The following is a 25576-nucleotide window of genomic DNA, read 5'->3' as shown; positions in this document are numbered from 1 at the left end:
CACGCGCCCGGGAACGCAGCAGCGCCGCCGGACCGGGGTCCGACGGCGCTGGTGTGAGCGACGGGTGGTGCTACTTCTTGGCGCTGAGCTGCTCGATGATCGCCTTGGCGACGTCGTGCATCGTCAGGCGGCGGTCCATCGAGGCCTTCTGGATCCAGCGGAACGCCTCGGGCTCGGTGAGGCCCATCTTCTCGTTGAGCAGGCCCTTGGCGCGGTCGACGAGCTTGCGGGTCTCGAAGCGCTCGACCAGGTCGGCGACCTCGGCCTCGAGCGTGATGATCTGCTGGTACCGCGAGAGGGCGATCTCGATCGCGGGGAGCAGGTCGTTCGGGGTGAACGGCTTGACCACGTAGGCCAGCGCGCCGGCCTCGGTGGCACGCTCGACGAGGTCCTTCTGGCTGAACGCCGTGAGGAGGACCACCGGAGCGATGTGGTTCTTGGACAGCTTCTCGGCTGCGGAGATACCGTCGAGCTGGGGCATCTTGACGTCCATCACGACGAGGTCGGGACGGAGGTCGGTGGCGAGCTGCACGGCGGTCTCGCCGTCGCCGGCCTCGCCCACCACGTCGAACCCGTTGTCGCGGAGGATCTCGACGATGTCGAGGCGGATGAGCGACTCGTCCTCGGCGACGACGACGCGGCGCGGTGCTGTTGCAGTTGCTTCTGTGTCACTCACAGCCGCAAGCCTACTAGACGCCGGATGTTGCGTTGTACGAGTGGCGGGACTTGAACCCGCACGCCGTGAGGCAGAGCATTTTGAGTGCCCCGTGTCTGCCGATTCCACCACACTCGCGAGGCCTCCAGGCTAGCAGGGCCCCCGCCCCTCGACCGCCGCCGGTAGCCGCAGCTCGAACACCGCACCGCCGAGCACGTCGCCCTCGCCGCCTTCGCGGTCGTCGCCGTGCTGCAGGGACCCGCCGTGCGCCTCGGCGATGCCCCGTGCGATCGGCAGGCCCAGTCCGGCCCCGCCGGAACGGGTGTCGCGAGCGGCTTCGAGGCGGACGAGTCGGTCGAACACCCGCACGCGGTCCTGGGCCGGGATGCCCGGACCGTCGTCCGCCACCCGGAGCACGGGGCCCGCTCCCCGGTCGTCGAGGGAGACGACGATCCGGCCGGCGGGTCCGGCAGCGCGGGCGGCGTTGTCGACGAGGTTCCCGACGACCTGGGCGAGCCGCTCGGGGTCGACGTCGGCGCACACGGGCCGCTCGGGAACCACGACCTCGAGCGCGACGGACGGCAGCCGCACCCGCAGCCGGTCGCCCTCCGCCACCAGGAAGGCGCCGAGGTCCACCGGTCGTCGGTCGAGTTCGATCCCCCGGTCGAGCCGGGCCATCGTGAGCATGTCCTCGATGAGCCGTGCGGCTCGGTCGGCCTGGCGGACGACGTGCACGGCGAGCACCTCGCGCGTGGCGACGTCGCCGCCACCGTCGCGCACGAGTGTGTCAGCCGCTGCCCGGACCCCGGCGACCGGCGTCCGCAGCTCGTGCGCGGCGTCGGAGAGGAACGAGCGGACCCGTGCCTCCGCGGCGACGGCCTCACGCTCCGCGCCCTCGACGGCGTCGAGCATCTCGTCCAGGGCGACGGCGACGCGACCGATCTCGGTGTCCTGCCGCGAGGGCCGGAGTCGCCGTCCGCGGTCGCCGCCCGCGATCGACCGCGCGGTGGTCGCCATCTCGTCGAGCGGCCGCAGGGACCGGCGGACGACGAGCACCACACCGAGCACGGCGACCCCGAGGAACGCCGCGGAGGCACCGCCCATGACCCAGCCGAGCTGCACCAGGGTGTCCTGCACGTCGCGGGTGCCGACGGTCAGCGTGATGCGGGTGCCGTCGTCGAGTCGGCTCACGAGGGTGAGCACCCCGTCGTCCTCGCGCACGGACGACGACGTGACCGTGGCGCCGTCCTCGGTGGTCGTCGGCGTCGCCGCGGCCGTGGGTGTGGTCCCGCCGACGAGTGCGCTGCCGCGCGGAACCGTTGCCGGCAGGCTGCCGGGGTCCGGCGGGCCCGTCCGCAGCTGGTCCGGCGTCGGACCGGCCTCGACGGCCCCGCCGTCCGGCCGGACGATGCGCACCGACAGCCCCTGCGCGGAGAGCCGGTCGGCGAGGTCCTCGGCGTCGACGGTCCCGACGAGCGCCGCGGCGGCCGACGCCCGGTCACGGAGCCGGTCCTCGGCCTGGGCGCGCAGTCGGATGCCGAGCAGCACCTCGACAGCGACCGCCAGCCCGGCGAGCAGCACCGCGAGCAGGACCACGATCGCGACGACCGTGCGCAGCCGCAACGAGGTCGTGCGGAGCGCACCGTCGTGGACCCTCACGCCGCCGTCCGCTCGTCGCTCAGCCGGTACCCGAGGCCGCGGACGGTGTGCACGAGCCGCGGCCCGTGCGCCTCCATCTTGCGTCGGAGGGCGCTGAGGTGGACCTCGACGACGTTCGCCGCGACGTCGTCGTAGCCCCACACCTGCGTCGTGATCTGCCCCTTCGACACGGTGCGGCCCCGGCTCTCGGCGAGGAACCGCAGCAGGCGGAACTCCGTCGCGGTGAGGTCGAGCAGGACCCCGGCACGCCGAGCGGTGGCGGCGTCCGGGTCGAGGACGAGGTCGCCGACCTCGACGACCGACGGGATCCGCCCGCGCCGCCGGAGCACCGCCGTCACCCGCGCCACCAGCTCGGCCATCGCGAACGGCTTCACCACGTAGTCGTCGGCACCCTCGGCGAAGCCGCGCAAGCGCTCGTCGAGCTCGTCCCGCGCGGTCATCATGACGACGGCGGCGTCCGAGGTGGAGCGCACCCGGCCGGCGAGCACGATGCCGCTCGGCCCGGGCAGCATCCAGTCCAACAGGACGAGGTCGGGTGCGGCGCGTCGGAGGTCCTCGACGAGGTCGCGTCCGTCGGATGCCTCGGCGACCGAGAAGCCCTCCGCACGCAAGGTCGTCGCGACGGAGGTCCGGATGGAGTCGTCGTCGTCGACGACCAGGATTCGAGCGGGAACAGGCACGGCGGACACCGTAGGACGCTCCGGCGGCCACCGAGCATGGAGGACGCTGGAGAACCCCTGTGCTTCAGGCATGCTTCAGATTCGGACTCGAGCGTCGTCTCCAGCGGCGGATCACCCGGATCCGCCCGGTCACGGAACGGAACCACCATGCTCGACGAACGAGACGACTCGACCACCACCGCCACCCCGCGACGCGGCGCACTCCTGCGACGGGTCGGGATCGGCACGGCCGCAGCCGCGGTGCTGGTGCTCGGCGGGTTCGGCATCGCCACGGCGAACGCCGCGACGACCACCCCGGCGCCGAGCGCCCCGACCGGTGCACCGAGCGGTGCACCGGACAGCGCGACCACACCGGCCCCGGTTCCGTCGGACGGCGACAGCGCGACGGTGCCCGCACCACCCGAGGGCGGGCCCGTGACGGCCCCCGGCTGCACGTCGCTGCCGAAGGCCGGCGACACCGCGACGGTGCCCGTGCCGCCGAAGGGCGACGAGGGAAAGGCACCCACCCCGCCGAAGGACGGTGCGAAGCCCACGGCACCCGCCCCACCGAAGGACGGTGCGAAGCCCACGGCACCCACCCCGCCGACGCCCGACGCGACCACCACGCCGACGCCGACCTCCGGCTCCTGATCACCAGGCCGGGAGGCGCGCACCGTCGGCGGTCCCGACCGCGCGGGGCGTGCCTCCAGGCCGGGTCGTCCCGACCGGTTCAGGGACCCTCGAGCGCCTCGATCGCCGCCACGAGACCGGCTCGTCGCGGCGACCGCCGCGGCAGGACCGCGAGCAGCGCGCGGAGCACGCGCGCGTCTGCCGCCCCGTCCGGCGTCCGCGCCCACGCGAGCAGCGCTTCGACGCTGCCGTCCGCGACGACCGACTCGCGGAACCGACCGCGCACCAGGTCGCGCACGGCGTCCACCCCCGGCGCAGCCGACCCCGGCAGGACGGGCCCGGTGTAGCGGTCGACGGCCTGGAGGCGCGCCCCGCGGTCGAGCGCGGACAGCACGGTGTCGACGTCGGTCGCCATCCCGGTCACCCGGTACGGTCGCGACGTCACGGTCACGCCCGACGCGTGCTCCGCGAGGACCCGTCGGAGCCGCACCACCTCGGCGCGCAGCGTCACGACGGCGCCGGCGTCGCCGTACACGGCGTGCGCGAGGTCGGCGGCCGCCAACCCGTCGGGGTGGGCGGCGAGGACGACCAGGAGCTCGGAGTGCCGCGCGGACAGGTGGACCCGGCGGTCGTGGACGCGCAGGACGGCGGTGTCGGTGCCGAGGACCGACAGTTCCGCGCCGGGTGCGCGCGGCGTCGACGCGTCGGGCCTCGGGAACCGGCTCGCGGCCAGGGCGAGCTGCGCCTCGGCGGCGGCGACCGTGGCGGTGAGGAGCGAGAGGGTGTGCCGTTCGACGGCCCGGTCGTCGCCCGTCAGGTCGAGCACGCCGACGGTGGCACCGTGAGCGTCGTGCACGGGCACTGCGGTGCACGACCACGGCTTGACGGCGTTGGCGTAGTGCTCGTCGGAGCGGATCTGCACCGGCCGGTCGAGCCGCAGGGCGGTACCGGGCGCGCTCGTGCCGACGCGGTCCTCGGCCCAGTCGGCCCCGGGGACGAAGCCCATGTCCTCGGCCGCACGTCGGGCCGTCCGCGCGCCGTCGACCCACACGAGCCGACCGGAGGCGTCGCCGACGGCCAGGACGCAGCCGGCGGACCGGGTGTCGTCGAGCAGCAGGTGCCGGACCACGGGCAGCAGGGTGGCGAGGGGGCCGTCCCGGCGGGCGGCGTCGAGCTCATCGTCACCGAGTGCAAGCGATGGCACGCCGTCCGGGTCGACCGCCGCGGACCGTCGCCAGGACGCGGCGACGAGCGGGCGGAGCCGGTCGGGTGCGCGCATGCGTCCTCCGATCGACCCCACCCGCCGCACCGTCGCGACGAGTACGGCCAGCCTACGTCCGGTGCGCGACCGGGACCAGGCCGAGATCCGCCAGCTCGGCGTCGTCGAACATCCGCGACCGGGTCAGGAACCGCTTGCCCTCGGGGCTCTCGACCGAGAACCCGCCGCCGCGACCGTCGACGACGTCGATCGTCAGGTGCGTGTACTTCCAGTACTCAGTCGTGGCAATTGCCTGAAGGGGGCAGTGGTTGCGAGCCCCGGTCTGGTGCGCATCTATTGGTTGTCGGGGGTTGTTCGTCGGAGCACGTTCGAGCCGCTTCTGCGGACTTCTTGCGGACTAGGAGCGCATCTGCCTGAGCTGTGACGGTGCTGCGCCATCCCTCTTACGGCGACGGCCTAGAGACTGCGGTGACTGCTTCCATGGATCCCGCTGCTCACGCTCACGCTGAAGGTGCGCTTTGACCTCGGAGGGCCAGAAGCGGTGGCGGTTCCCCACACGGAAAGAAGGGAACATCGGGTCGGTTGCGAGCTCATACGCCTTGGCTTCAGAGATCTTGAGCCACCGTGCAAGGTCATGAATGTCCATCGCTTCGTCGTCCATGTCGGCACAGTAAGTCCGGAACGCGACACGACCTGGTATGTCGCAGACCCTTGGCATGTCTTCGACACCGCTGCGATCGTCAGATCGGGGCTGCCCCAGTCCTTCCTGAGCGTCAGCCGTACGGCTGCATCCGTACGGTGCAAGCCCCTGGTGAAGCTGGGCTCATGAGTGATCTCAACCTGCACGTCAGCCGGCGCATTCGCGTGGCACTCGGACACAAGCGCATCAGCCTTCGGGCAGCCGCCGACCAGATGGGCCTGTCTCGGGGCGGGCTGGACCGGAAGATCAGAACCGGACAGCGATGGACCGTGAATGAAGTAGTCCTTGTCGCGTACCTGACTGGTCGCCCGATCGAATGGTTCCTGCCGCTGAAGGATCGGGAATCAGTAGGGACCTAGAGGTCAGGGCCGTTGCACGGGCTACTCGTCGAGGATCTTCGCGAGCCGCTCGTCCTCGAGGCTCAGGTTGAAGCCGTTGTCGGGGTGGTACGTCCACGATGCATGGATGCCTCGGAAGGTTGCCTCTTGCATCCCGTCGAGGGCGCGGGTGCTGAGCATCCGGTCCTGCAGTGCTGCGCTCGCCTTGACGCGCTTCAGGACACACATGACGTTGAGGATGTTGGCCTCGTCCGACTCGACGTCCACATCGTCGTCGGCCGCAGTGGAGAGGATGAGGGAGACGCCCTTGTCGGCGTACTCCACACCGTCTTTGCCCTTGAGTTCGCACTTCGATACCGCGGTCTTGAAGCGCGGTGTGGGCGGTTCCTGCTTCGCACACCCCGCTACGCCGACGATGGCGATGCTTGCGATGGCCAGGGTGGTGAGGGCGCGCTTCATAGTCGAAGCATAGGGTTTCTCAACTTTGACCAGCATGCCCCAGTTCGGGCGGCCAGCGGGAGGTGTCGGTGGCTCTTCGCATCATTGACACATGCCCGAGCACAAGTGGGCTCCCCCGGAGCATCCCGATGTCACCCTGCATCAACCCGTAACGCTGGACGCTGCAACCGCGGGCGAGCTCCGGACACTCGATCCTGTCGCCCCAGTGTGGGCTGACATCGAGTTCGTGAGCGTTGGGCTGCTGCACCTCAAGTGCTTCGCAGCAGCTGAGTCGGAGTCTGCTGTGCTCGTACAGACCGCGTGGCAGGGGCGGCTGCAGCAGGTGCTTGTTGCTCGAGAGCAGGTCACGCGCCGCGCTCTCGCCCCACGGGCACGCTGATGGCCCGTAGGCGTCGCGACAGGTGGGCGTTGGGGGCAGCGTACTCCCTCCCCGAGATCGCGCGTGGTGGCCCGGACTACGACGTCACACCGCCCGACCCGGTACTGGCGTGGGTGCAGTTCCCTGACCGCATCCTCGAGGTCGAAGCACGGGCCATCGCCTACACGGAAAGGGCAGTGCTGGTGGAGTGGGGGTTCTCGCAAGCGGCTCAGTGCGCTTGGATTTGGCGAGACGCGATTCGGGCCGCTTAGTTCGCTGGATCGTCCCAGGACGGAAGAAGCGTCTCATCCAGGATGGCCGTGAAGGGGATCCTACCGACCGGCATCTCGTCGACGGAGATCGTGATCTCGTAGGCTCCGGCGGCCGGAACACCTACGTTGCCCAGGGGAAGCACCGCAGAGACGGATTGCGCTCCTTCTTCGGACCCGAGCACTGTCCTCAGCGTGTATTCGAACGCGAAGATCGGAGCATCGTCAGTACCGCGTAGACGGCACTCGCCTGTCACCCTGTGCGTGACCTCGACACCGGGTTCACCGTCGACGTACAGAAGGAGTGCAACTTCGGCCGCCAGCGGAGCGGGGAAACCGGGGCGAGGCAAGCGGGTCACCCCGCCGCCAAGCACGTGGAGCAGGTTCTCTCGAACCGTTACTGCATCGCAGAGAAGTGCGGCCCCTAGATGAATCACGCTTACAGGCTAGTGGGTCCGTCGCAACGCTGCTCGGCGGACCTTCGCGCCCGTCGACGCGCCCGCAGCTTGCTGGTTCGCCACGGATGCAACCGCCCTGTTCATGTTACGAGCGAGGTCCACGGCTCCAACTGAGGGGTCGTCGTCGCGGAGGGAAGCCCGGTTGATCAAGAGGAAGGCATATCCCGTAGCAGGATCGACCCGATCGACGTACGCGAGTCCCGCTACACCGTCTTCACTCTCGAAGGCGGTGACGAGCTGCCCCTGGTGGAGCTCCCCATCAGCGCGTGCAAGGCGAACTCGAGTCGTCCCGTCTTCGCGTACAGAGTTCAGGTCAACTTCGACTCGTACCCGGTTCATTTCGCGTCCTTCCAAGCAGGATTCGTGATCCGATCCTGCATCAGTGATGCTAGCTCGTCTACCTTTGGGGGTGCCGTGAACGGTCTACCCCCGACAAGGTGATGTTGAGGTTCGATCTTGGTGGCGTCAGCCACCAGATCAAACCCGTGCGCGCGAAGCTCATTCCCGGTCAGGACGGCGACCTTCTTGCCACCGAGCGACGTCGTTGCGACGATCCTACGCACCGTGTCCAGAAGGGCTTCCCCGTCTTCTGGGGCCATCGCGAGGACGGAGACGCCATACCTCGGCGAAGGCAGCTTGCGCTCCGTCTCGTCCGCGAACGTGTCCTCCGCGTTCTCCAACAAGCGATCGGGGAGGAACGGTGAGAAACGGAGCACTACCTCCGAACCGTCCTGCGCAGTCGCCACCAGACGACTGTAGCCGGTACGGACGTTCTCTCAGGTATCCGTGGCCCCTCCTGCCGGCAGTTGCGCCACTGTGGGCCGCGTGCGGCCAGATCCCTGGGGGCTAGTGGCTAACACGCTTCGGCACTGTCTTGCTGTTCCAGTGACCCGGCTTCCACTCCCCCGTTGCTTCGAAGTGCGCGCGCGTCTTGTAGTGGTCGTTGAGCGCGGCGAGGACGGCCGCGTGCACCACCCAGTAGGCGATGAAGATGCCGGTGATGAAGAGAACGATCGCGAGAAGCTCCATACGGGCATCTTCTCGCTCTCCACGGACATGCGCAGCACCCCAAACAGGTGCACGACGAAACGCCCCGCCCCTCGAAGTGAGGGGCGGGGCGTTGCTTCAGAGTGCGCTTGACGTGGTGACCGTGTTGGGGTCGGTGTACTGCCGGTTCGATTCGATGATCCCGTAGTAACCGTTGCCGTAGGTTCCGCGGTACCGGATCGTGTTGACCTGGTTGTCCTTGATCCACGCGTGCGAGGTGTTGTCCCCGCCACAGTCGTCGACGATGCCCTTGTTGAAGCCCCAGATCCGGTTGCCGTGGATGTGCGAGTTCTGCGCGTTGTTTGTGCCGTCCTGCCAGAGCATCCGTACGCCCGCCACCGTGTCTGCCGCAGCGGACGTGTCGGAGGTCGTGTTGATGTCGTTGTCGTCCACGTTCCACAGGGGTCCGCCCACGTTGACGATGCCGGACGCCTGGTAGACGGTGATGCGGTTGCCGCGGACCTGCAGGTTCGAGCAGTTGAAGGTGACGAACCCTGACTGTCCGGACTTCGTGGTCACCATCGTGTTGTTCGCGAACGCGGAGTCGGTGATTGCTCCCGTGTCGGCGGTGATGACCCCGTTATTGGTGCATCGGAACGTGTTGCCGACGACTCGGATGCCGCTGTTTGTCTTGCTCGTTGCGGCCTTGAACCCGAATCCGGCAGCAGTGTCGTTGATGACAGTGTTGCCGGTGAAGGTGCAGCTGACTGATCCGTAAAACACTGAGAGGCCGGCGGTGGTGGCGTTTCGGACAGTGTTGCCGGTGGCGGTGCTGTCCTGGCATCCCTCGAAGTCGATTCCGACGTCTGCGCAGTTCTCGACATGGTTGCCGGTGATGGCGATTCCCTGACCGAGCGACCCCCAGATTCCTCCGGTGACGTTGGAGACGTTGTTGTTGGCGATGAGGACGTTTCGGATGCCGATCGTGCTCGACGTCGATGAGTCGCCACCCCAGAACTGGATCCCGTGGAGGGCAGTGTCAATGTAGTTGCCGGTGACCACGCCCGCGTCGGAATTGACGATGTTGATCGCCTGAGCAGCACTGTTGCGGATCTTGTTGTTGACCAGGTTGTAGCGCGTGGAGTTGGCGACCTCGATGCCGCAGCGCTTGGAACCGGTGATCGCAACATCTCGCACCAGCGCGTCGGTCTTTGAACTGATCTCCACGGCGTTGTAAGTCGCGGCGGTCACGGCCGACGAGATGATCTTGAGCCCGATGAGTCCGCTGCCGTTGCCGAGACGGATGGTGTGGGCATTGCTGGCGGCAGCTGCGGTGATCGTGGCACCGTACCCGTCGAGCGTGACGTTGTTTGGGATGTCGAATCCGGCTGTCGTGGTCATGGACCCGACCAGTCGACAGACGGTGCCGGGGAGGGCGCTGTTGAGCCACGACGCGACCTGCGCATCCGTGGTTGAAGTGGTGACGGCGAGTGTCGAGGCGATACCCGACTGTAGCGCCACCATCACGGCTGCAGGGGGGAGCTTAGTGTCGGAGTCAACGGAAACGAGTAGCGGGTTGCCCATAGTGGTTCTTCCTTCGTCAAGATACAATGAGATTGTCGAGCAATGAGTGGCCTGACATAAAGCACCGCCCCCCCTTGGTGAAAGGGGGCGGTGCTTTTTCTGTTGTTGAGAGCGACGCGACCTACTGGACCATCCCTGCGAATTGACGGCTGAGTTCGCGGCCCAGCACCCTAACTACGGTCTGCGGAGATGCACCCTCGATCGGCTTGACATCGATGTGCTGCGTGTAGGAAGCACCCGCTGCCGGAGCCGCCTGCACGATCCGTGTCGGATCCATGTACCGGACGTTGCCGCCCTGGTTCATCGCCTCCAACAGCGGACGGTTCGCAGCAGTCGCATACGCGTTCATCACGAACTCGCGACCGTGCACCAGACCAGCAACCTGACCTGTTGCCCCGTCGCCCGTGTACCCGCCAACCTGATACCCCGGAACACCAAGCGCCTTACCAATCAGACGCTGCAGACGACGCGACTCCGTACTAATCGCACGCGTAATCGACGACGCGTTCTTGTTCGCCGCACGCAACTGCTTCTCAGCAGCCGTAATCAGCTTCCCGAAGTTCGCATCCGCAACCTGATTACCGATCTGAGCCGACGTCTTACCAATCGACCCGTACTGACTGTTGATAGCAGCAATCTGCGACTTCGACGACGCCGCCAACGACTTCGCCAACGGCAGACCCTCATCAACACCAAGCGACGCAACCTCGTTCAGAAGAGCCGGCGCGAGACCGTTCTTCCGCAACGTCACCAGCAGCGTCTGGAACTGCTTCAACTTCGACGCACGAGACGTCAACCCACGCAGCAGAGAAGTCGACGACCGGTAATCGCCGTACGAGAAATCAGACAGCTTCCCGGAAATCGAAGACGACATCGATGACGCCGACGACTTGAGTCCGTCGAGCTTATCCGACGCCTTCTCAACCGCCTTCGAAGCAGCATCAGACCGCTTCTCCAACTTGATCATCGCCTTCTCAGACCGATCGGAAATCCGCGCCACACTATTCCGATACCGCTCCGGATACTTCGAATCCGTCGCAATACCAAACGCACCCTGCACCGCCGACATACCCGTCAACGACCCAGTACGCATCGACGTCCGGAACTGATAAATATCCGTCTGCCGTGCAAGCCGTGCAGCCTCAGCCTTCTCACGCGCATCAGCACGTTCCTTGGCCAGCTTCGCGCGAGCATCTGCGGCCTTCTGTGCGGCCTTCTGAGCAGCGATACCGCCGTCTGCGTACATATCCAGGCGACGACCTGTCTCCTGCCAGATAGCGATGGACCGCTTCCGCTTCGACGGTGCGAGCGGGATGTACGCCTCGCCACCAGTCTCCGGCTCGGCCCACAACCGCATCGCACCAGCCGGAGCAATCTGCGCCACATGGTTCTCACGCACACCACCGTTGGCGTAGTAGTCGGTGATGGATCCGCGGAGGTTGTTCTTGAAGATGCCCTTCGTATTCTCCGCCGTGCCGACAGTCACCCGGTTCGTCGTAATGGTGATCGTCTTCTGCGACGGGATCAGGCCGAGCGAGTTCAGGACACTTTGGATGGCGCTCTGGGCTGCGGCAGTCGCCGCGTTGATCTGCGTGCGCTTCTCCGCCGGCAAAGCGTTGAGCTTGTCCTTGTACGTGTCCGCAGCCGCGCCAGCAGCAGGCGCGTTGTTCTGGAACGTAGTTGCCCAGTCCGTAGGCGTGCCGATGATCTTGTCCGCGTAGTCCTGAGCGGCCTGCCCGGTGATGCCGTACTGCCCGAGCGCTGCAACGAGTGCGCTTCGCCCCTGCTCCATCGCGGCGGTGGCGGACTGCTGGTTGCCAGTCTGCTCGTAGATGGAGCCAGCAGCGTTCTGAGCCGCCTGCGCGATCCCGTCGAGCGCCGACTGGTTGTTGCGCCCCTTCTCCGTCGAGATGTCCAGCGACGTGCCGTTCTCCTTGAGAGAGTCCGTAACGCCATCCACCGCCGCCTGGAACTGACGCTTAGCCTCACGAGCATCGAGGGTCGGCGACGTCAGCGCCCGCAGCGCGTTTGCCACCTCATCGATGGTCGGAGCCGCCTCGCTAGCAGCACCCTGCAGCGCGTTCAGAGCATCCGCGTTGTCCTCGGTCGGCTGCTTCGCGCCCTTCGCCGCATCCGCGTACTGACCCATCGCGAGCTTCACGAGGTTCGTGTCGTTCGCCGTGATGCCAAGAGCGTCCGCCTGCTGCACGAGTGCGGATCGGTAGTCGCCACCGATCGCGTCAACCAGGCGGTGCAGCGACTTCTGCGACCCGTCCGTCTGCTCAGCCAGCAGCTCGAACGCCCGGACCGCCTTCGACGGGTCAGTCTGTGCGAGCTGGCCCATCTCCGCGTTGATGTCACGCAGCGCGTTGACGCCCTGGTTGAAGTCGGTGTTGGTGAATCGCGTCAGGATGGCTTGGAAGCCGTTTGAGCTGTTGTGGGATGCGAACGACTGCAGAGCAGCGTCCATGTCCTTCAGCTGGTCCTTCACGCTGCCATCGATGCCGGCAGAGAGCTGACCCTTGCCGAGCGTCTTGTAAATCTCAGCAGCAGATGAAGCCGACTTGAGCGTGTGCGTGATCTCGGAGCTGTCAGCCTTCAGCTTCTCGAGCTCCGTGTTCAGCAGCGCGACTGCGGTGACACCGAGGGCAACACCTCCGACCCACGGACCGCCGAGGAAGCCGGACATGGAACTCAGCGCCGCACGTCCCGTGATGCCACTCGCCCGGAGCGTCGCCATCGCGGACCGGAACTCGACGATCTTCGGGACGGCCAGGAGCAGACCGCCGCCAAGAAGCCCAGCTGCGCCGACGACGCCTGTCGCGCCGAGGGCTGTCGCCTTCAGCGGCTCCGGAAGCTCCCGCACCTTCTGGATGAACGAGGTCATGTCCTGCACGAGAGGACGCAGGGCGCTGCTCGCGGAGGTCCCCGACTCGATCAGGCCGGCCTGGAACGCCGACTTCAGCTTGCTCAGATCTCCGTTGAGGTTGTTCGACTTCTTCGCCGCCTGGTCAACCGCGTAGCCGGCGTCGTTGTTCTGGTCGATGTACTGCTGGATGCCATCAGCACCCTCCTTGTACAGCACCGTCGCCGCTCGCACCGCGTCCGCGCCGAAAATCTGCGACAGGGCCTGCTGGCGCTGAGCATCACTGAGGGTCGACAGGCGATCGTGCAGCACCTGAGCGATGTCAGCAGCACCCAGGAACGACCCGTTTGCGTCCTCAACGTTGATGCCGAGAGACTTCATCAGCTGCGCCGACTCCTTCGACGGATTCGCCAGCATCTGCAACATGCTCTTCAGCGACGTACCAGCGTCAGAACCCAGCAGACCAGCATCCGCGAACGACGACAGCACACCCGTCGTTTCCTCGATCGAGAAGCCGAAGTTCGACGCCACCAGACCCGACTGGTTCAGCGCATCACCAAGCTCCTGCACGCCACCCAGCGCCTTACCGGCACCAGCAGCAAGCAGGTCAGCGATGTGCGGAACGTCAGAACCGGCAAGGTTGAACTGCTTCATCGCGACCGCAGCGATCTGCGTCGCCTTACCGAGATCCACATTGTCCGACGCCGCCAGAGCCAGAACACCAGTCAGGCCACCCCCGAGGATGTCCTTCGTCGCGAGACCAGCCTTACCAAGCTCCACCTGCGCCTCAGTGACCTGCGTCGCCGTATACCCGAACGCAGCACCAGCAGTTAGGGCCTGGTTGCGGAACTTGTCCATCTCAGACGCCGAGGCGTTCGTTGCCGCCTGGACCTTGGACATCTGCGCGTCGAAATCGGCAGCCATCTTCGTGACGATCAGAACAGAGCCCGTCGCCGCCGCGCCCATCGTCAGCAGGGAGCCGCCAACGCGTTCCGCTGCCTGCCCGACCTTCTCGAGCTTGTCGGATTCCTTCGCCGTGTCAGCAGTCGCCTTGCGGACCTTCTCCATGCCTTTGACGTAGTTGTCAATCGCGGCACGGATCGTGACTTGCACAACCCTCTCGGCCATCATCTCTCCTTCGGCCAGGAGAAATCGGCACGCAAAAGCCCGCCGGAACTGGCATGCCGAGATCTCGAATCTCGTTCATGCCCGGGTGTTCCGGCGGGCGTATTTCTAGGTCAATTCTATCGCGAAAAGGGGCCAGAACGGGCGTTTTGAACGCCAAATCGCCCCGCCACATCAGTAGAAGACATGGCGGGGCGATTCCGATCGGGAACCCACTACGCGTAGGCGGTCGCTACGAACGAACCGCACAAACGCAGGGATTGGCAGCCACCACACAACGCCCCCCAGGGGTGGAATCGTTGGCTACCAGAGGCCTAAATGCGCCCACTCAGGGCATGATGGGCCGAAAAAACCAGATATCACCGGTCGCTGGATGGGGATTGCTATCCGGCGGTGAAGATATATTACATATCGGAGTGCCCCCCACCCCCGCGAGGAACGCTCAGGCTCGGCGCTGAATGATTGCCGTTGCACCGGTAGAGGCTGCTGCTGCTCCGACAACGAACGCGATGATGCCTACGGTCAAACTGAAGGTATTTATGTCCGTGACCTTCGACGTCAAAGCATCGATAATGTAGGGCGCTCCGAATCCCGCTACCGCTCCGCCAAAACCCGTTGCGAAGTTCGGCCAAGGGTTGGCTTTACGGCCACTCAGCATTTGCTCGGCAGCCCAGTCGATATCCGTGCGTTGCATATAGGTTTCGCCACGCATCTGAGCACGTAGCACTGCCAAGTTTCCGATTTCGATTGTGAGATCGTGTGGCAATTCCGCAAGATATTCAGCTTCGGCACTATGAATCGTGACGGCCTTCTTGCGACGACGCTTCGTGTAGGCATCGACCATGAGCGATGCATCGACGAGGCGCTGTTGCTGATCATTTAATGCGGGCACCGGAGCAGCGCTGCTTGCGGGTGCGGGGTTCGGAGCTGTCAAAAGCTAAGCGGACTTTCGGTCTTCGACATTGGTCAGGTTAGCGCGAAGCCGCCGGTACTGTTCAACCGCTACTTGAGCCTGCAGCAATTCGTTTCGGAGCATGAGTTCGCGCCTACGAGTAACTTGTCGAAAGAGAACATAGGTCGGCACAATCGCGCAAAGCGCAAAGGCAGCAACCCCAACGGCGGTATAGCTTGAAGCAGAAGATAGCCCGGTAAGCAGAGTGAAGACCGCGCCGGTTATGAGTAGCGCACCAGAAACCGTTACAGCGACAATAAAGCTGACTACCGCTCTCCGATATTGCGCTTCAATGTAGCTCTTGCGACGCATTAGATAGTGGCGACTTGCGCTGTATTCCGAGAGCATTCGAATGATAGATTGGCTCTCATCCTCGGACGAAGGGACGAGCTCCCACGTTCGTGAGGTGCGAGCGCCGGAGGGACCGTCCGCACGGTGCGAGCGCGAAGCGGCACGCTTCGGAGCTTTCATCACGGTGTCCACTTCCTGAGACTATCTACCTTTGATCCGAACATCACTCGGGTACGTGACCCCCAAACGGGGGTCACGTACCCAAGCCTTGCGGTCCACCATCGAGCACTTCCCTTGGTGCCTCCCGTACTCCGGCTGCACGCGGTGGTCGAGTGCCGTGCACTGCCGATAGGTGACTTAGGGGATGCGCGTTGCTGCGATCTCCGCCTGTCGCCCCTGCTCGGCGTCGCGGCTGGCGATCAGCTGCTGCTCCGTCAGGTCGGGCTTAGGCAACTCGCCACTCGTCACATCAGCGTGCCCGCTGTGCACCATGCGGGCGAGCTGGCTGGCCGCGTAGCCCTTCCGAGTGCTCAGCACATCGCCGGCTGACTTGCCTCCGATGGCCTTGGTGACCTTCACCTCGAGGTGGTTGCTGCTCTGTCGTCGGTCGAAAGCGTCGAGAGAGTCGGCGGCAACCCGCGTCGAACCGATGCGTGCAGGCAGCGCGCCGAGGATCAGTGCGTCTACTCCTCCGGTCAGGTTGACGGTGCGGTCGCCGATGCTCACCTGTCCGTTGCGGGTGATCGCGACGTCGAGACCGTCGACTGTGAGGCCCGTGTCCGGCACCCCGAGGCTGCGCAGAGTGCGTGTCCACGTCTTCACTGCTTCGTCGCGTGCTGACACTCGCGCCATGAAGTGGTCGACGGCAGCGGTGATTGCGGCGAGCCCTTCGTGCAGTGCTTCCACTGAGATCTGGTTGTCGGCCAGGAAGTCGTTGAGCGCCGTCGTCAGCTTCTCGTTGCTCCCGAGGGCGTCGCGCTCCTGCCGCGCAGCTCGTTCGGCTGCTTCCGCTCGCATCTGAGCAAAGCGGCGTTCCCCTTCGAGCTCGGTGACGGCCGCAGGGGTCATGTGTCCGTCGAGTGCGAGGGCTTCGTACTCTTCCTTGCGGTCGGTAAGTTCCTGCAGACGGGCCTTCAGCTCAGCTGCTCGCTGTGCGGCTTCAGTGTTCAGTTCGATGCTCATGGTTCTCCTAGCGGGATCAGTGGGTGCCGAATGCTCGGCGGGCGAAGTCGTCGAGGTCTGCGGTGGGGTCAGGCTTGGAGCCGTCTCGTCGCTGCTCTTCGTCGTGCTTGATGTCGTCGAGGACGCGCTTGATGAGGTCGTCATGGTCGGTCATGCGTTGCTCTCTTCTGGGTTGGCGTCGATGGCATCTGCGAAGGTCTGCCACCACTGCTGTGCGGCACCTCGCAGGTCGACGTCTGTGGTGTCGGTGACGCGGTATGCCGGCTCGAGGTACAGGCATGCGAGGTGGAGAAGTGCGCCGAAGGCAACGTCGGGCCATGCGTCCGGGCCGAGCTTCTTCTCGGCGTGGGCGCGATGCTCGACGACGAGATTGACGAGCTCTTGGGGGTCGGCGGTCGTGACAGAGATTTGGGTGGCGAGGGCGTAGCCGGCAAGCCCGATGGATCCGCCGCCCACGACCGTGCTCGGGATGCCGTTCTTGTCTTCGTAGATCTGGGTGAGCAGCTTGTTGCCGGCTGTCTCGAGCTCGGCGAGGTAGGTCTTCAGCCATTCGCGGCTTGCGTCGGTCATCGGGGTCCTAACGATCGTGGTGCAGCCCGAAGGCTGGGTGGTTGAGTCGTGGGCACGTCTCGTCGTGCTCGAGGACGGCGTGGGTGATGCCGGTGCCTGAGATGTCGATGACTGCTGCGGCAGAGCAGTCGGGGCAGGCGACGGTGATCGGATTCATGCCACGCCCTCGAACACGTCGCTCTCGTAGGGGGTGTTAGAAGCGTTAGAAGTGTTAGAACCCTCTTCGGAACTAACAGATCTAACGGAACTAACAGGGCCATAGAGGCCTCTTGCAACCTTCGCCAGCCGGTTGCTGTCCACCGCGCGCTTGAGGTACACGTCAAGCTGCTGGACCGGGATCGCCGGGAGCAGATGCTGCAGCTCCTGTCGAGAGACGGACTCACTTGCCTGGTACACCGCGGCGATGATGTCGGCCATGCGGTCACCCACGCCGTCGGACACCTTGATCGCTTCTGCTGCTGCCCGTGCCGCTTCAAGCCCTCCGCCGTTGAGCGTCCAGGCCCCGTTGTCGGAGAGCAGCATCGCGTACTCGCCTTCCTTCGCGTCACGGGAGGTGACGTGCAGAGTGGCGTTCTGCTCTTGCCGGTCTCGTCTGAGCACGAGCACTGTGTCTGCTGCGCCCGCGATGCCCTGGGTGCCGCTCACGGCGTCCAGAAAGTCGTCTCCGCCGCTCTTCCTGGTGTGGTGGACGATGATGAGGGATGAGCCCGGTTCGGCGTCCGTGGTCGCTTTGAGCGCGCCTAGGAAGTCGTAGTCGGCGGCATACTGCGACTTAGTGGTGGCGGTGCTGGGGAGCACCTTCCCGAGGGTGTCGAGGATGACGACTGGGTTCTGGTTGACGTTGCGCGCCATGAACTCTTCGATGCGCGGCACGACTTGTCCGCTCTCGAGGGTCGTTTCGAACTCGAGGCGGGGTGTCGTCATCTCTGGGTTGAGTGTCCGGATCCGCTGCTGCAGGCGTCGGGGGCCGTCTTCGAGCGCGAGGTACAGCACTGGGCGAGGGGCACCTGTCGGGATGCCCCCGAGCGCCTTCACGCCGATGTGCAGGTCGAGGGCCAGCCCCAGAACCAGCCAGCTCTTTCCGATCTTCGGGGCAGCGACGAGCAGAGTCATCCCTTCGGGGATGATGCCGGGAACGACGTACTGGGTGGGCGGGAAGTTCTGCTCCATCAGCCAGCGGGCATCGAAGGTGGTTGGGGGTCGGGTCATGGAGTCTCCTGTCCGGAGTAGATCTGGGCGCGGATGTCGGCCGCTCGTTTGGCTGCGGCTTCTGCGCCGCGGTGCTTCTGCGCCTCGAGGAAGGCGTTGGTGGTCTCGTGTTCTCGTGAGGGCTGGCGTCGGCAGACTTCGGCGTAGAGCCGGTCTGCGTCGTCGTTGGCCTGGTCAATCTCGGCTTGCCGTGACGCGCTCCCTTGCTCGAACGCGAAGACGTAGAACTGCCGAAGTGAGGGCGGTAGTTGCCTGAGCTCGACGACGCCGGCCGTGAGGTCGATCGCGAGCTGGTGCATGTATCGCTCTGCGGCCGGCGAAAGGGCGATGGCGTCCGGGTACGAGAAAGCCCCCTCGTCCTCGTAGTGAGGATCTGGGGGCTTCCTGGTGCCGGACTGGCCTACGGCCACTCAGGCGGCTCCGGGCGTTCAGCGTCTTGCGCAGCTTCAAGGAGGCAGATGGCCAGGCGTCGTGCCTGGTCCCCCGCTAGCTCCGTCAGGGGCCGTTCCGCACGGAATCCGACGACACCGTTGATGGCGAGCACCGCGAACCCGTCGACTGTCGTCTTGCCCGCGGGCATCAGGCAGCCACCTGCAGGGTTGGGACCAGCATGGGCACTGCGAGCGGCTGTGTCCGCACATCGGAGACGCGGGCGACGATGGCGTGAGCCAATCGCAGCGCTTCTGAAGGGGTCAGGATGATCGAGTAGCCATCGCTGAACTGGCTCGGCTGAGCATCGATGATCACTTCCGCGCGACCAGTGGCGGTCGTCTCGACTTCGACGAGCTTGATCACGTCGTCCATCAGAACCCCACCTCGACTCGCTTGAACTGCCCGGTCATGACCCCTTCTTGCGAGTCGAAGGAATAGCCGACGAGCTTGTACAACCCGACGTACGTCATGACGAACTCCCGTGGGCGGCTGATCGGCTCGTCTTCGGGGTCATCTCCCCACTGGTATCCGGGGGTTGTGTGCAGCTGGTACTCGACAGGCGTGAGGTGACCCCAGGTCGTGGCGTCTGGCATCGCACTGATCTCTTCGCGACCACCGTCGTACATGCGGTGGGTGGTGATGATCCTGTAGAGGTTGTTGGGGTCGGGCCGCTTCCACTGCTTGTGGTGCCAGCCCTTCAGCTCGAGCGTCGGTGTCCCGACTCGAGCTGCCACGGCGTCCCCCGAAGGGGCGCTTGCGTGGATGTCAGTGGGACGTGAGATGATCGTGTTGTTGAGAGACAATGTCTTCTGTCCTTCGGTTTCGTGTTAGTTACTGGTTGGACGTGGCCCCGGGTGTTGGCGCACCTGGGGCCTTCTTCTTGAGACGAGCGCGCGTACTCTTGCCGCTTCGGCTCTGCTTCACCTCGGCTTGGCGACCGATGAGTTGCATGATCTCCAGGGCGAGGCGCGAGTCGAGTAGCACTGTGATGGGCTGCTCGTCGCGCCACGGTCCGACTAGTTTCCAGTCGGCGCGGGGTGACCAGTCGGCACCAGTCAGGATGTTCCTGACGGCCTGTTCGCCGGTCGGGTCGCCGTAGGCGGGAGGCGCGAGACTTTCGTCGATCGCGCGGTCTGGCAGGTTCAGGACGCCTCCTGAGCGAACGCCTGTTCAACCCAGGCATCGATGTCGGCCTCTTTGAACACCCGGCGTCCGGCTAGGAGGGCTGAGCGAGGCGCGGTTCCCTTGTGGACCATGTATCGCAGCGCGGCTGGTGAGCGGCGGATGCGCTTGGCTGCTTCGTCGATGGTGAGAAGCACTGCTGGGGCGGTCATTCGAACATCCTTTCGGTTGCGGCTGTGCAACGTTGTCGCTGTGTGAACAACACTAGCGCATGTTGTCCTCGATGCAATAGCGTTGTCGACATGAACAACGAAGAACTCACCGCCGACCAGCTTTTCGGGCGCGCCGTGCTGGACGCCCGGCAGGCCAGGGAGATCTCGCAGCGCGCTTTCGCGGAGCTTCTGACCGAGGCCGGCATGGCCGTGGATGCTTCGGCGGTGTCTCGGATCGAGAAGGGCACACGATCCGTACGTCTGACGGAGGCGTTGACCATCGCGGACGTGCTCGACCTCGACCTGGGCGACCTTGTTCAAGAGACTCAGACGCCCGTCAAGGCCTTCGCGCGGCAGCGGCGCTACGTCGACTACAACCTCCAGCGAGTGGAGGAAGCCGGCCTCGGCGCAGTGCGAGCTCTAGTGGACGCCTGCACGCTCATCGACGACAACCCGAGCGTGCTGACCGCGGCCCACGACGGGCGTTTCGATGATCCGACTGACGCGGGCTCCTACCTCAAGTGGATCGCGGATCGTTGGCGGGCGAACACCGAGGTGTCGGGGCCCGAATTCGTTGTAACCACGAAACTTGGAGCTGGCCACCTTCGCGACGTGCTGCGGGCAGTCACCGATGGTGTGGTCGACGCACTCGACGAGGTTGACGATGGCCAGCATTAAGCAGCGCCCTGATGGCGCGTGGCGCGCACGCTACCGCGACGATGAGGGCAAGGAGCACTCCAAGCACTTCGCCCGCAAGCGGGACGCCCAAAGCTGGCTCGATGAGGTCACAACAGCAGTTCGAACCGGGTCCTACGTCGATCCCAGGGCGTCACGATCAACCCTCGCCTCGTTCTACGCGGAGTGGGCACCGCGCCAAGTGTGGTCGGAGGGGACTATCAGGGCCGCTGATCGCGCTATCGATTCGTGCACGTTCCGAGAGGTGCCGTTCGGCAAGCTGAAGCGCTCCCATGCTGAGTCTTGGATCAAGGCGCTCGAACAGGATCTCGCTGCGTCCACGATCCGCACACGAGTGAAGTACGTCCGTGGCGCTCTTCGTGGTGCCGTACTCGACGGATATATCGGCAAAGATCCGACGCTCGGACTGCGGCTCCCGGCCGTTCGCAAACTCGAGCACACGATGCGGATTCCGACGCCGGCCGAGGTTTCGAGCATTCGAGAGCACGCTGAGCCGTTTCTGCGCCCGCTCCTTGACCTGATGGCCTTCGCTGGGATGCGCATCGGGGAAGCGTCTGCAGTGCAGGTCAGCGATGTGGACTTTCTGCGCCGAAACGTGCACGTCGCGCGGCAGATCCAGAACCGTACTGGACGGCGTGAGGTCTGCGCTCCGAAGCATGGGAGCGAACGGACGGTGCCAGTCCCATCGGCGCTCGTTTCACGCCTCAGCGGCCACCTGAGCGAAGTTGGGGCGTACGAGGGCGGCTGGCTACTACCGGGCAGCCCGCCATCCCCCGCAGCACTTCGCGCATGGTTCAACAAAGCGTGCGCGTCAGCAGGGGTCAGCGGGCTGACCCCGCACGATTACCGGCACTTCTACGCGTCCGGCTTGATCCGTAGCGGGCTTGATCCCGTCTCCGTTGCGAGGGCGATGGGGCACGCGTCCCCGACGATCACCCTCAGCATCTACGCGCACCTCTTCCCGGACGCCGCGGACCGAACTAGGTCCGCGGCTGCGGACTTGATCGGCTCAACTGAGGTTTCTGCGGACGATTCGCGGACTATCGATGCTGCGGGGTGAGACCAAGGGCCTCCAGTTCGGTCTCATCAAGCATCCGGGAACGTGTCAAAAAGCGTTTCCCATCAGGACTTTCCACCGAGAACCCGCCGCCGCGACCGTCGACGACGTCGATCGTGAGGTGCGTGTACTTCCAGTACTCGAACTGCGACACCGACATGTACACCTCGACGGGGTCGATGCCGTCGACCTCGAGCGCCCCGAGCAGCACGTCGCCGGAACCGGTCCGGAACATGCCGACGGGGTAGCACATCGGGCTCGATCCGTCGCAGCAGCCGCCCGACTGGTGGAACATCAGCGGGCCGTGCCGGGCGGCGAGGGTGCGCAGGAGCTCCCCCGCCGCCGGCGTGACCGCCACGCGTGCGGTGTCGGGCATCAGAAGAAGCCCATCGGACCATCGGCGTAGGACACGAGCAGGTTCTTCGTCTGCTGGTAGTGGTCGAGCATCATCTTGTGGTTCTCGCGCCCGATGCCGGACTGCTTGTACCCACCGAACGCCGCACCGGCCGGGTACTGGTGGTACGTGTTCGACCACACCCGTCCGGCCTGGATGTCACGGCCGGCGCGGTACAGCGTGGTGGCCTCGCGACTCCACACCCCGGCACCGAGTCCGTAGAGGGTGTCGTTGGCCGTGGCGATCGCGTCGTCGTAGCCGCTGAAGGACGTCAGCGCGAGGACCGGACCGAAGATCTCCTCCTGGAAGATCCGCATCGAGTTGACGCCCTCGAACACCGTCGGCGTGACGTAGTACCCGCCGGAGAGCTCCCCGCCGAGATCCGCACGCTCCCCGCCCGTGAGCAGCTTCGCGCCCTCCTGCTTGCCGATGTCGATGTAGCTCAGGATCTTCTCGAGCTGGTCGTTCGACGCCTGGGCGCCGATCATCGTGGACAGGTCGAGCGGGTGGCCCTGCTTGACGGCGCGCACCCGGTCGAGGCCGTCGGCGACGAACCCGTCGTAGATCTCCTTCGCCACGAGCGCCCGGGACGGACACGTGCAGACCTCGCCCTGGTTGAGGTTGAAGAAGGTGAAGCCCTCGAGTGCCTTGTCGTAGAACGAGTCCTTCTCGGCGGCGACGTCGGGGAAGAACACGTTCGGGCTCTTGCCGCCGAGCTCGAGCGTCACCGGGATGAGGCTCTGCGAGGCGTACTGCATGATCAGCCGACCGGTGGTGGTCTCGCCGGTGAACGCGATCTTCCGGATGTCCGGGTGCTGGGCGAGTGGTGCGCCGACCTCGATGCCGAAGCCGTTGACGACGTTGAGCACGCCGGCGGGCAGGAGGTCGCGGATGAGCTCGACGAGCACGTGGATCGACGCCGGGGTCTGCTCGGCGGGCTTCAGCACGACGCAGTTGCCCGCGGCCAGGGCCGGTGCGAGCTTCCACACCGCCATCAGGATCGGGAAGTTCCACGGGATGATCTGTCCGACGACGCCGAGCGGTTCGTGGAAGTGGTACGCCACGGTGTCGTGGTCGATCTCGCCGGCCGAGCCCTCCTGCGCGCGGATCGCTCCGGCGAAGTACCGGAAGTGGTCGATCGCGAGCGGGATGTCGGCGCCGAGGGTCTCGCGGATCGGCTTGCCGTTCTCCCACGTCTCGGCGACGGCGAGCATCTCGAGGTGCTCCTCCATCCGGTCGGCGATCTTGTTGAGGATGACCGCGCGCTCGGCGGCGCTCGTCCGCCCCCAGGTCGGGAACGCCTTCCAGCCCGCCGCCACCGCACGGTCGACGTCGGTGGAGTCACCGCGCGCGACCTCGGTGAAGACCTTGCCGGTGACGGGGGTGGGGTTCTCGAAGTACTGCCCGCTCGCCGACGGGACGTACTCGCCGCCGATGAAGTGGTCGTACCGCGATCGGTACTGCACGAGGGAGCCCGGTTCGCCGGGTGCGGCGTAGCTGGTGGGCGATGGTGCGATGGTCATGGTGGTGGCCTTTCGACGACGCTGTCGGGGCACGCACGGTTCGCGTGCTGCTCGCACCGTACGACCGCGGGGGTTGCATCCGGTTGCACGGGCTCACGCCCGCTCGAGTCCGAGGACCGCACCGGCTCGCCGTCGGCCGGGTAGCGTTCGGGACTCCAGCGGTCCGATCAGGAGGAGTGTCCGTGGATTCTCGTGCCGTCCGCACGTTCCGGGTGTTCGTCGTCGTCACGGCGGTCGTCGCGATCGCCCTGGGGATCGTCGCCATCGTGTGGCCCCGGCCGTCGCTCGTCCTCGTGGCGCTGCTGTTCGGCGTGTACCTCGTCGTCGCCGGCGCCCTGCGGGTCGTGGCTGCGGCGCGCGGGCACGGGACGCCGACGGTGTGGCGGTGGACCTCCGGGATCGTCGGTGCGCTCGTCGCGGTCGCCGGACTCGTCGCGCTGCTCGACCCCGCGATCCCCCTGGTCGTCTACGCCGTGCTCGCCGGGGTCGGCTTCGTGGTCGAGGGCATCGTGTCGATCGTGGGCGGCTTCGTCGGCCACCCCGGGTCGTCCCGGGTGCCGACGCTGGTGAGCGGCGTGCTGTCGATCCTCGGCGGTGTCGTCGTGCTCGTCGCGCCCGGCCTCGCGCTCACGGTGTTCATGGTCTTCGCGGGCATCGCCCTCATCGTCGTCGGTGCCGCGGCCCTGCTGCTGCTCCCGCCGCGAGCCGCCGTCCGCCGGTAGGCGGTGCCCCGTCCGCCGCTACGCGGTGCCCGTCCCGAACAGCAGCCCGAGCGCGTAGGTCACGACCGCGGCGCCGAACCCGATCGCCAGCTGCCGGAACGCCCGCTTTCCCGGCGACGCACCGCTCAGCACGCCGACGACCGCACCGGTGCCGAGCAGGGCGAGTCCGACGAGCGTGCCGGCGACCGCGATGGCCGCCCACCCCTGCATGCCGAACAGGAACGGCAGCACCGGGATGATCGCGCCCGACGCGAAGAACAGGAAGCTCGACACCGCGGCACTCAGGCCGTTGCCCACCGCCTCGTGGTCGTCGGTGACGGCGACCGGACCGGTCGACGGGTGTCGCTCATCGATGCCGGACAGCACCTGCGCCGCGTGCTCGGTCGCCTCGGCCTCGGACATCCCGCGGGCGCGGTACACCAAGGCCAGCTCGTTCGCGTCGACGTCGAGGTCCGCCACGGCGCGCCCGGCCTCGGGGTGCGGTGCGGACGCCTCGAGCAGCTCGCGCTGCGACCGGACCGAGACGTACTCCCCCGCCCCCATCGAGAGGGCGCCGGCGAGCAGGCCCGCGATGCCGCTCAGCAGCACGAAGTGCCGGTCGGCGCCCGACGCGCTGATGCCGATGATGAGGGCCAGGTTCGACACGAGTCCGTCGTTGGCGCCGAAGACCGCCGCACGGAAGGTGCCCGACAACCGCATCCGTCCGCGGTTCGCGAGCCCGCGCACCACTTCGCCGTGGATGCGCTCGTCGGCAGCCATGCTCGCGGTCGCGTCGTCGTCGTCGGCGTACGGCGAGCGGTCCTCGGCGCGCTGCATCAACGCGAGGACGAACACCGACCCGAAGCGCTTCGCAAGTGTCGCGAGGACCCGGGTGCGCAGACTGCCCCGCTGCGGACGTCCGACGTCGTCACCGAGCAGGTCGAGCCAGTGCTGCTCGTGCCGTCCCTCGGCCTCGGCCAGCGCGGCGAGGATCTCGCGTTCCTCGCCGGACCGCCGCGCGGCCAGGTTCCGGTAGACCGCGCCCTCGGCGCGTTCGTCGGCCAGGTAGCGGCGCCAGCGGCGGGCGTCGGCGCGCGGCGTCGGGTGTTCGGTCTGGAGGCTCACAGCAGCCATCCTGCCGCCTGCGGCCGATCGGTGGTCACCACCAGGGCCGTGGAGACGCGGCAGGGCGCGGACCGGAGGCGACGCGTGTTCGTGCGCCGTTCCTCCTGTCCGCGCCCCGCGGACGCCGTCGCGCCCCGGTGTGTG

Annotated in this window: 30 protein-coding genes, 1 tRNA gene and 1 pseudogene; 5 read left to right on the top strand and 27 right to left on the bottom strand. The window is 66.2% G+C overall.

Annotated elements, in window-relative coordinates; translation table 11 throughout:
- Positions 1–70 precede the first annotated feature (70 nt).
- From EDF53_RS15280 to EDF53_RS15265, 4 genes are all read right to left on the bottom strand, one after another.
- Complete coding sequence (locus tag EDF53_RS15280) at positions 71–676, bottom strand: ANTAR domain-containing response regulator (protein WP_071291723.1); 606 nt, start codon at positions 674–676, stop codon at positions 71–73.
- A gap of 35 nt (positions 677–711) precedes the next feature.
- Positions 712–793, bottom strand: a tRNA-Leu gene (locus EDF53_RS15275).
- A gap of 12 nt (positions 794–805) precedes the next feature.
- Positions 806–2314 (bottom strand): HAMP domain-containing sensor histidine kinase, encoded by a 1509-nt coding sequence (locus EDF53_RS15270; RefSeq protein WP_123294357.1) that lies wholly within the window; start codon positions 2312–2314, stop codon positions 806–808.
- Entirely contained in the window at positions 2311–2994 is a 684-nt protein-coding gene (locus EDF53_RS15265; protein WP_243692451.1) for a response regulator, read from the bottom strand. Before EDF53_RS15265 ends, EDF53_RS15270 begins: the two co-directional genes overlap by 4 nt.
- 147 nt (positions 2995–3141) lie before the next feature.
- On the opposite strand from EDF53_RS15265, the gene EDF53_RS15260 reads away from it, so the two are divergent.
- Positions 3142–3624: a hypothetical protein gene (locus tag EDF53_RS15260; protein WP_123294355.1), complete on the top strand. Its 483-nt coding sequence runs from the start codon at positions 3142–3144 to the stop codon at positions 3622–3624.
- A 79-nt stretch (positions 3625–3703) separates the two neighbouring features.
- Here the strand turns inward: EDF53_RS15260 and EDF53_RS15255 are convergent, their stop codons facing one another.
- The 3 genes and pseudogenes from EDF53_RS15255 to EDF53_RS19045 all read right to left on the bottom strand — a co-directional run bounded on the left by EDF53_RS15255 (position 3704) and on the right by EDF53_RS19045 (position 5483).
- Positions 3704–4882 (bottom strand): GAF domain-containing protein, encoded by a 1179-nt coding sequence (locus EDF53_RS15255; RefSeq protein WP_123294354.1) that lies wholly within the window; start codon positions 4880–4882, stop codon positions 3704–3706.
- A gap of 52 nt (positions 4883–4934) precedes the next feature.
- A pseudogene (locus EDF53_RS15250) lies at positions 4935–5099 on the bottom strand (DUF779 domain-containing protein); the annotation flags it as partial.
- A gap of 120 nt (positions 5100–5219) precedes the next feature.
- Positions 5220–5483 (bottom strand): AlpA family transcriptional regulator, encoded by a 264-nt coding sequence (locus tag EDF53_RS19045; protein ID WP_148058367.1) that lies wholly within the window; start codon positions 5481–5483, stop codon positions 5220–5222.
- Between the two features lie 164 nt (positions 5484–5647).
- On the opposite strand from EDF53_RS19045, the gene EDF53_RS19040 reads away from it, so the two are divergent.
- The gene (locus tag EDF53_RS19040; RefSeq protein ID WP_148058366.1) at positions 5648–5881 is read left to right on the top strand and encodes a hypothetical protein; all 234 of its coding nucleotides are present in this window, start codon (positions 5648–5650) and stop codon (positions 5879–5881) included.
- 21 nt (positions 5882–5902) lie between these two features.
- Here the strand turns inward: EDF53_RS19040 and EDF53_RS15245 are convergent, their stop codons facing one another.
- From EDF53_RS15245 to EDF53_RS15175, 17 genes are all read right to left on the bottom strand, one after another.
- The gene (locus EDF53_RS15245; protein ID WP_123294353.1) at positions 5903–6319 is read right to left on the bottom strand and encodes a hypothetical protein; all 417 of its coding nucleotides are present in this window, start codon (positions 6317–6319) and stop codon (positions 5903–5905) included.
- 626 nt (positions 6320–6945) lie between these two features.
- The gene (locus tag EDF53_RS19035; protein ID WP_148058365.1) at positions 6946–7383 is read right to left on the bottom strand and encodes a DUF6941 family protein; all 438 of its coding nucleotides are present in this window, start codon (positions 7381–7383) and stop codon (positions 6946–6948) included.
- A 356-nt stretch (positions 7384–7739) separates the two neighbouring features.
- Positions 7740–8150: a hypothetical protein gene (locus EDF53_RS15230; protein WP_123294350.1), complete on the bottom strand. Its 411-nt coding sequence runs from the start codon at positions 8148–8150 to the stop codon at positions 7740–7742.
- 100 nt (positions 8151–8250) lie between these two features.
- Positions 8251–8433 carry a hypothetical protein gene (locus EDF53_RS15225; RefSeq protein ID WP_123294349.1) on the bottom strand — a complete coding sequence of 61 codons (183 nt, stop codon included), beginning with the start codon at positions 8431–8433 and terminating at the stop codon, positions 8251–8253.
- A 96-nt stretch (positions 8434–8529) separates the two neighbouring features.
- Positions 8530–9975 (bottom strand): right-handed parallel beta-helix repeat-containing protein, encoded by a 1446-nt coding sequence (locus EDF53_RS15220; protein ID WP_123294348.1) that lies wholly within the window; start codon positions 9973–9975, stop codon positions 8530–8532.
- A gap of 121 nt (positions 9976–10096) precedes the next feature.
- Positions 10097–13969: a phage tail tape measure protein gene (locus EDF53_RS15215; protein WP_185021074.1), complete on the bottom strand. Its 3873-nt coding sequence runs from the start codon at positions 13967–13969 to the stop codon at positions 10097–10099.
- A gap of 439 nt (positions 13970–14408) precedes the next feature.
- Positions 14409–14858, bottom strand: a complete 450-nt coding sequence (locus tag EDF53_RS19030) for a hypothetical protein (RefSeq protein WP_148058364.1) — start codon at positions 14856–14858, stop codon at positions 14409–14411.
- Positions 14859–14903: 45 nt separating this feature from the next.
- Positions 14904–15401, bottom strand: coding sequence for a hypothetical protein (locus tag EDF53_RS19025; RefSeq protein WP_148058363.1), 498 nt, complete (start codon positions 15399–15401; stop codon positions 14904–14906).
- Between the two features lie 165 nt (positions 15402–15566).
- Positions 15567–16391 (bottom strand): hypothetical protein, encoded by an 825-nt coding sequence (locus EDF53_RS15210; protein ID WP_123294346.1) that lies wholly within the window; start codon positions 16389–16391, stop codon positions 15567–15569.
- 16 nt (positions 16392–16407) lie between these two features.
- Entirely contained in the window at positions 16408–16545 is a 138-nt protein-coding gene (locus EDF53_RS19445) for a hypothetical protein (RefSeq protein WP_185021073.1), read from the bottom strand.
- Positions 16542–16961: a hypothetical protein gene (locus EDF53_RS15205; protein ID WP_123294345.1), complete on the bottom strand. Its 420-nt coding sequence runs from the start codon at positions 16959–16961 to the stop codon at positions 16542–16544. Before EDF53_RS15205 ends, EDF53_RS19445 begins: the two co-directional genes overlap by 4 nt.
- A gap of 7 nt (positions 16962–16968) precedes the next feature.
- Positions 16969–17118, bottom strand: a complete 150-nt coding sequence (locus EDF53_RS19440) for a hypothetical protein (protein ID WP_166673230.1) — start codon at positions 17116–17118, stop codon at positions 16969–16971.
- Positions 17115–18170: an AAA family ATPase gene (locus EDF53_RS15200; RefSeq protein WP_123294344.1), complete on the bottom strand. Its 1056-nt coding sequence runs from the start codon at positions 18168–18170 to the stop codon at positions 17115–17117. The genes EDF53_RS19440 and EDF53_RS15200 overlap by 4 nt, the downstream gene beginning before the upstream one ends.
- Complete coding sequence (locus tag EDF53_RS15195) at positions 18167–18469, bottom strand: hypothetical protein (protein ID WP_148058362.1); 303 nt, start codon at positions 18467–18469, stop codon at positions 18167–18169. Before EDF53_RS15195 ends, EDF53_RS15200 begins: the two co-directional genes overlap by 4 nt.
- Before the next feature lie 280 nt (positions 18470–18749).
- A complete protein-coding gene (locus tag EDF53_RS15185; protein ID WP_123294341.1) occupies positions 18750–18974 on the bottom strand; it encodes a hypothetical protein in 225 nt (74 codons plus the stop codon).
- On the bottom strand, positions 18974–19336 hold the full coding sequence (locus EDF53_RS15180) for a hypothetical protein (RefSeq protein WP_123294340.1): 363 nt from the start codon (positions 19334–19336) through the stop codon (positions 18974–18976). The genes EDF53_RS15185 and EDF53_RS15180 overlap by 1 nt, the downstream gene beginning before the upstream one ends.
- A gap of 408 nt (positions 19337–19744) precedes the next feature.
- Positions 19745–19936 carry an AlpA family transcriptional regulator gene (locus EDF53_RS15175; protein WP_123294339.1) on the bottom strand — a complete coding sequence of 64 codons (192 nt, stop codon included), beginning with the start codon at positions 19934–19936 and terminating at the stop codon, positions 19745–19747.
- 90 nt (positions 19937–20026) lie between these two features.
- On the opposite strand from EDF53_RS15175, the gene EDF53_RS15170 reads away from it, so the two are divergent.
- Positions 20027–20614: a helix-turn-helix transcriptional regulator gene (locus EDF53_RS15170; RefSeq protein WP_123294338.1), complete on the top strand. Its 588-nt coding sequence runs from the start codon at positions 20027–20029 to the stop codon at positions 20612–20614.
- Positions 20601–21692 (top strand): site-specific integrase, encoded by a 1092-nt coding sequence (locus tag EDF53_RS15165; protein WP_185021072.1) that lies wholly within the window; start codon positions 20601–20603, stop codon positions 21690–21692. Before EDF53_RS15170 ends, EDF53_RS15165 begins: the two co-directional genes overlap by 14 nt.
- On the opposite strand, the gene EDF53_RS15160 is transcribed toward EDF53_RS15165, so the two are convergent.
- Together EDF53_RS15160 and EDF53_RS15155 are read right to left on the bottom strand one after the other, a co-directional pair.
- Positions 21673–22065 carry a DUF779 domain-containing protein gene (locus tag EDF53_RS15160; protein ID WP_123294336.1) on the bottom strand — a complete coding sequence of 131 codons (393 nt, stop codon included), beginning with the start codon at positions 22063–22065 and terminating at the stop codon, positions 21673–21675. The two genes, EDF53_RS15165 and EDF53_RS15160, sit on opposite strands and share 20 nt — an antisense overlap.
- Positions 22065–23606 (bottom strand): aldehyde dehydrogenase family protein, encoded by a 1542-nt coding sequence (locus tag EDF53_RS15155; RefSeq protein WP_123294335.1) that lies wholly within the window; start codon positions 23604–23606, stop codon positions 22065–22067. The genes EDF53_RS15160 and EDF53_RS15155 overlap by 1 nt, the downstream gene beginning before the upstream one ends.
- Before the next feature lie 182 nt (positions 23607–23788).
- Between EDF53_RS15155 and EDF53_RS15150 the strand changes: the two genes are divergently transcribed.
- Complete coding sequence (locus EDF53_RS15150; protein WP_185021071.1) at positions 23789–24328, top strand: HdeD family acid-resistance protein; 540 nt, start codon at positions 23789–23791, stop codon at positions 24326–24328.
- Positions 24329–24346: 18 nt separating this feature from the next.
- On the opposite strand, the gene EDF53_RS15145 is transcribed toward EDF53_RS15150, so the two are convergent.
- Positions 24347–25441, bottom strand: coding sequence for a VIT1/CCC1 transporter family protein (locus tag EDF53_RS15145; protein ID WP_123294334.1), 1095 nt, complete (start codon positions 25439–25441; stop codon positions 24347–24349).
- Positions 25442–25576: the final 135 nt, after the last annotated feature.

The organism is Curtobacterium sp. PhB78 (assembly GCF_003751685.1).
Classification (GTDB): domain Bacteria; phylum Actinomycetota; class Actinomycetes; order Actinomycetales; family Microbacteriaceae; genus Curtobacterium.
The sequence above is the reverse complement of the archived record's forward strand: the minus strand, read 5'-3'. Positions and strand labels throughout refer to the sequence as shown.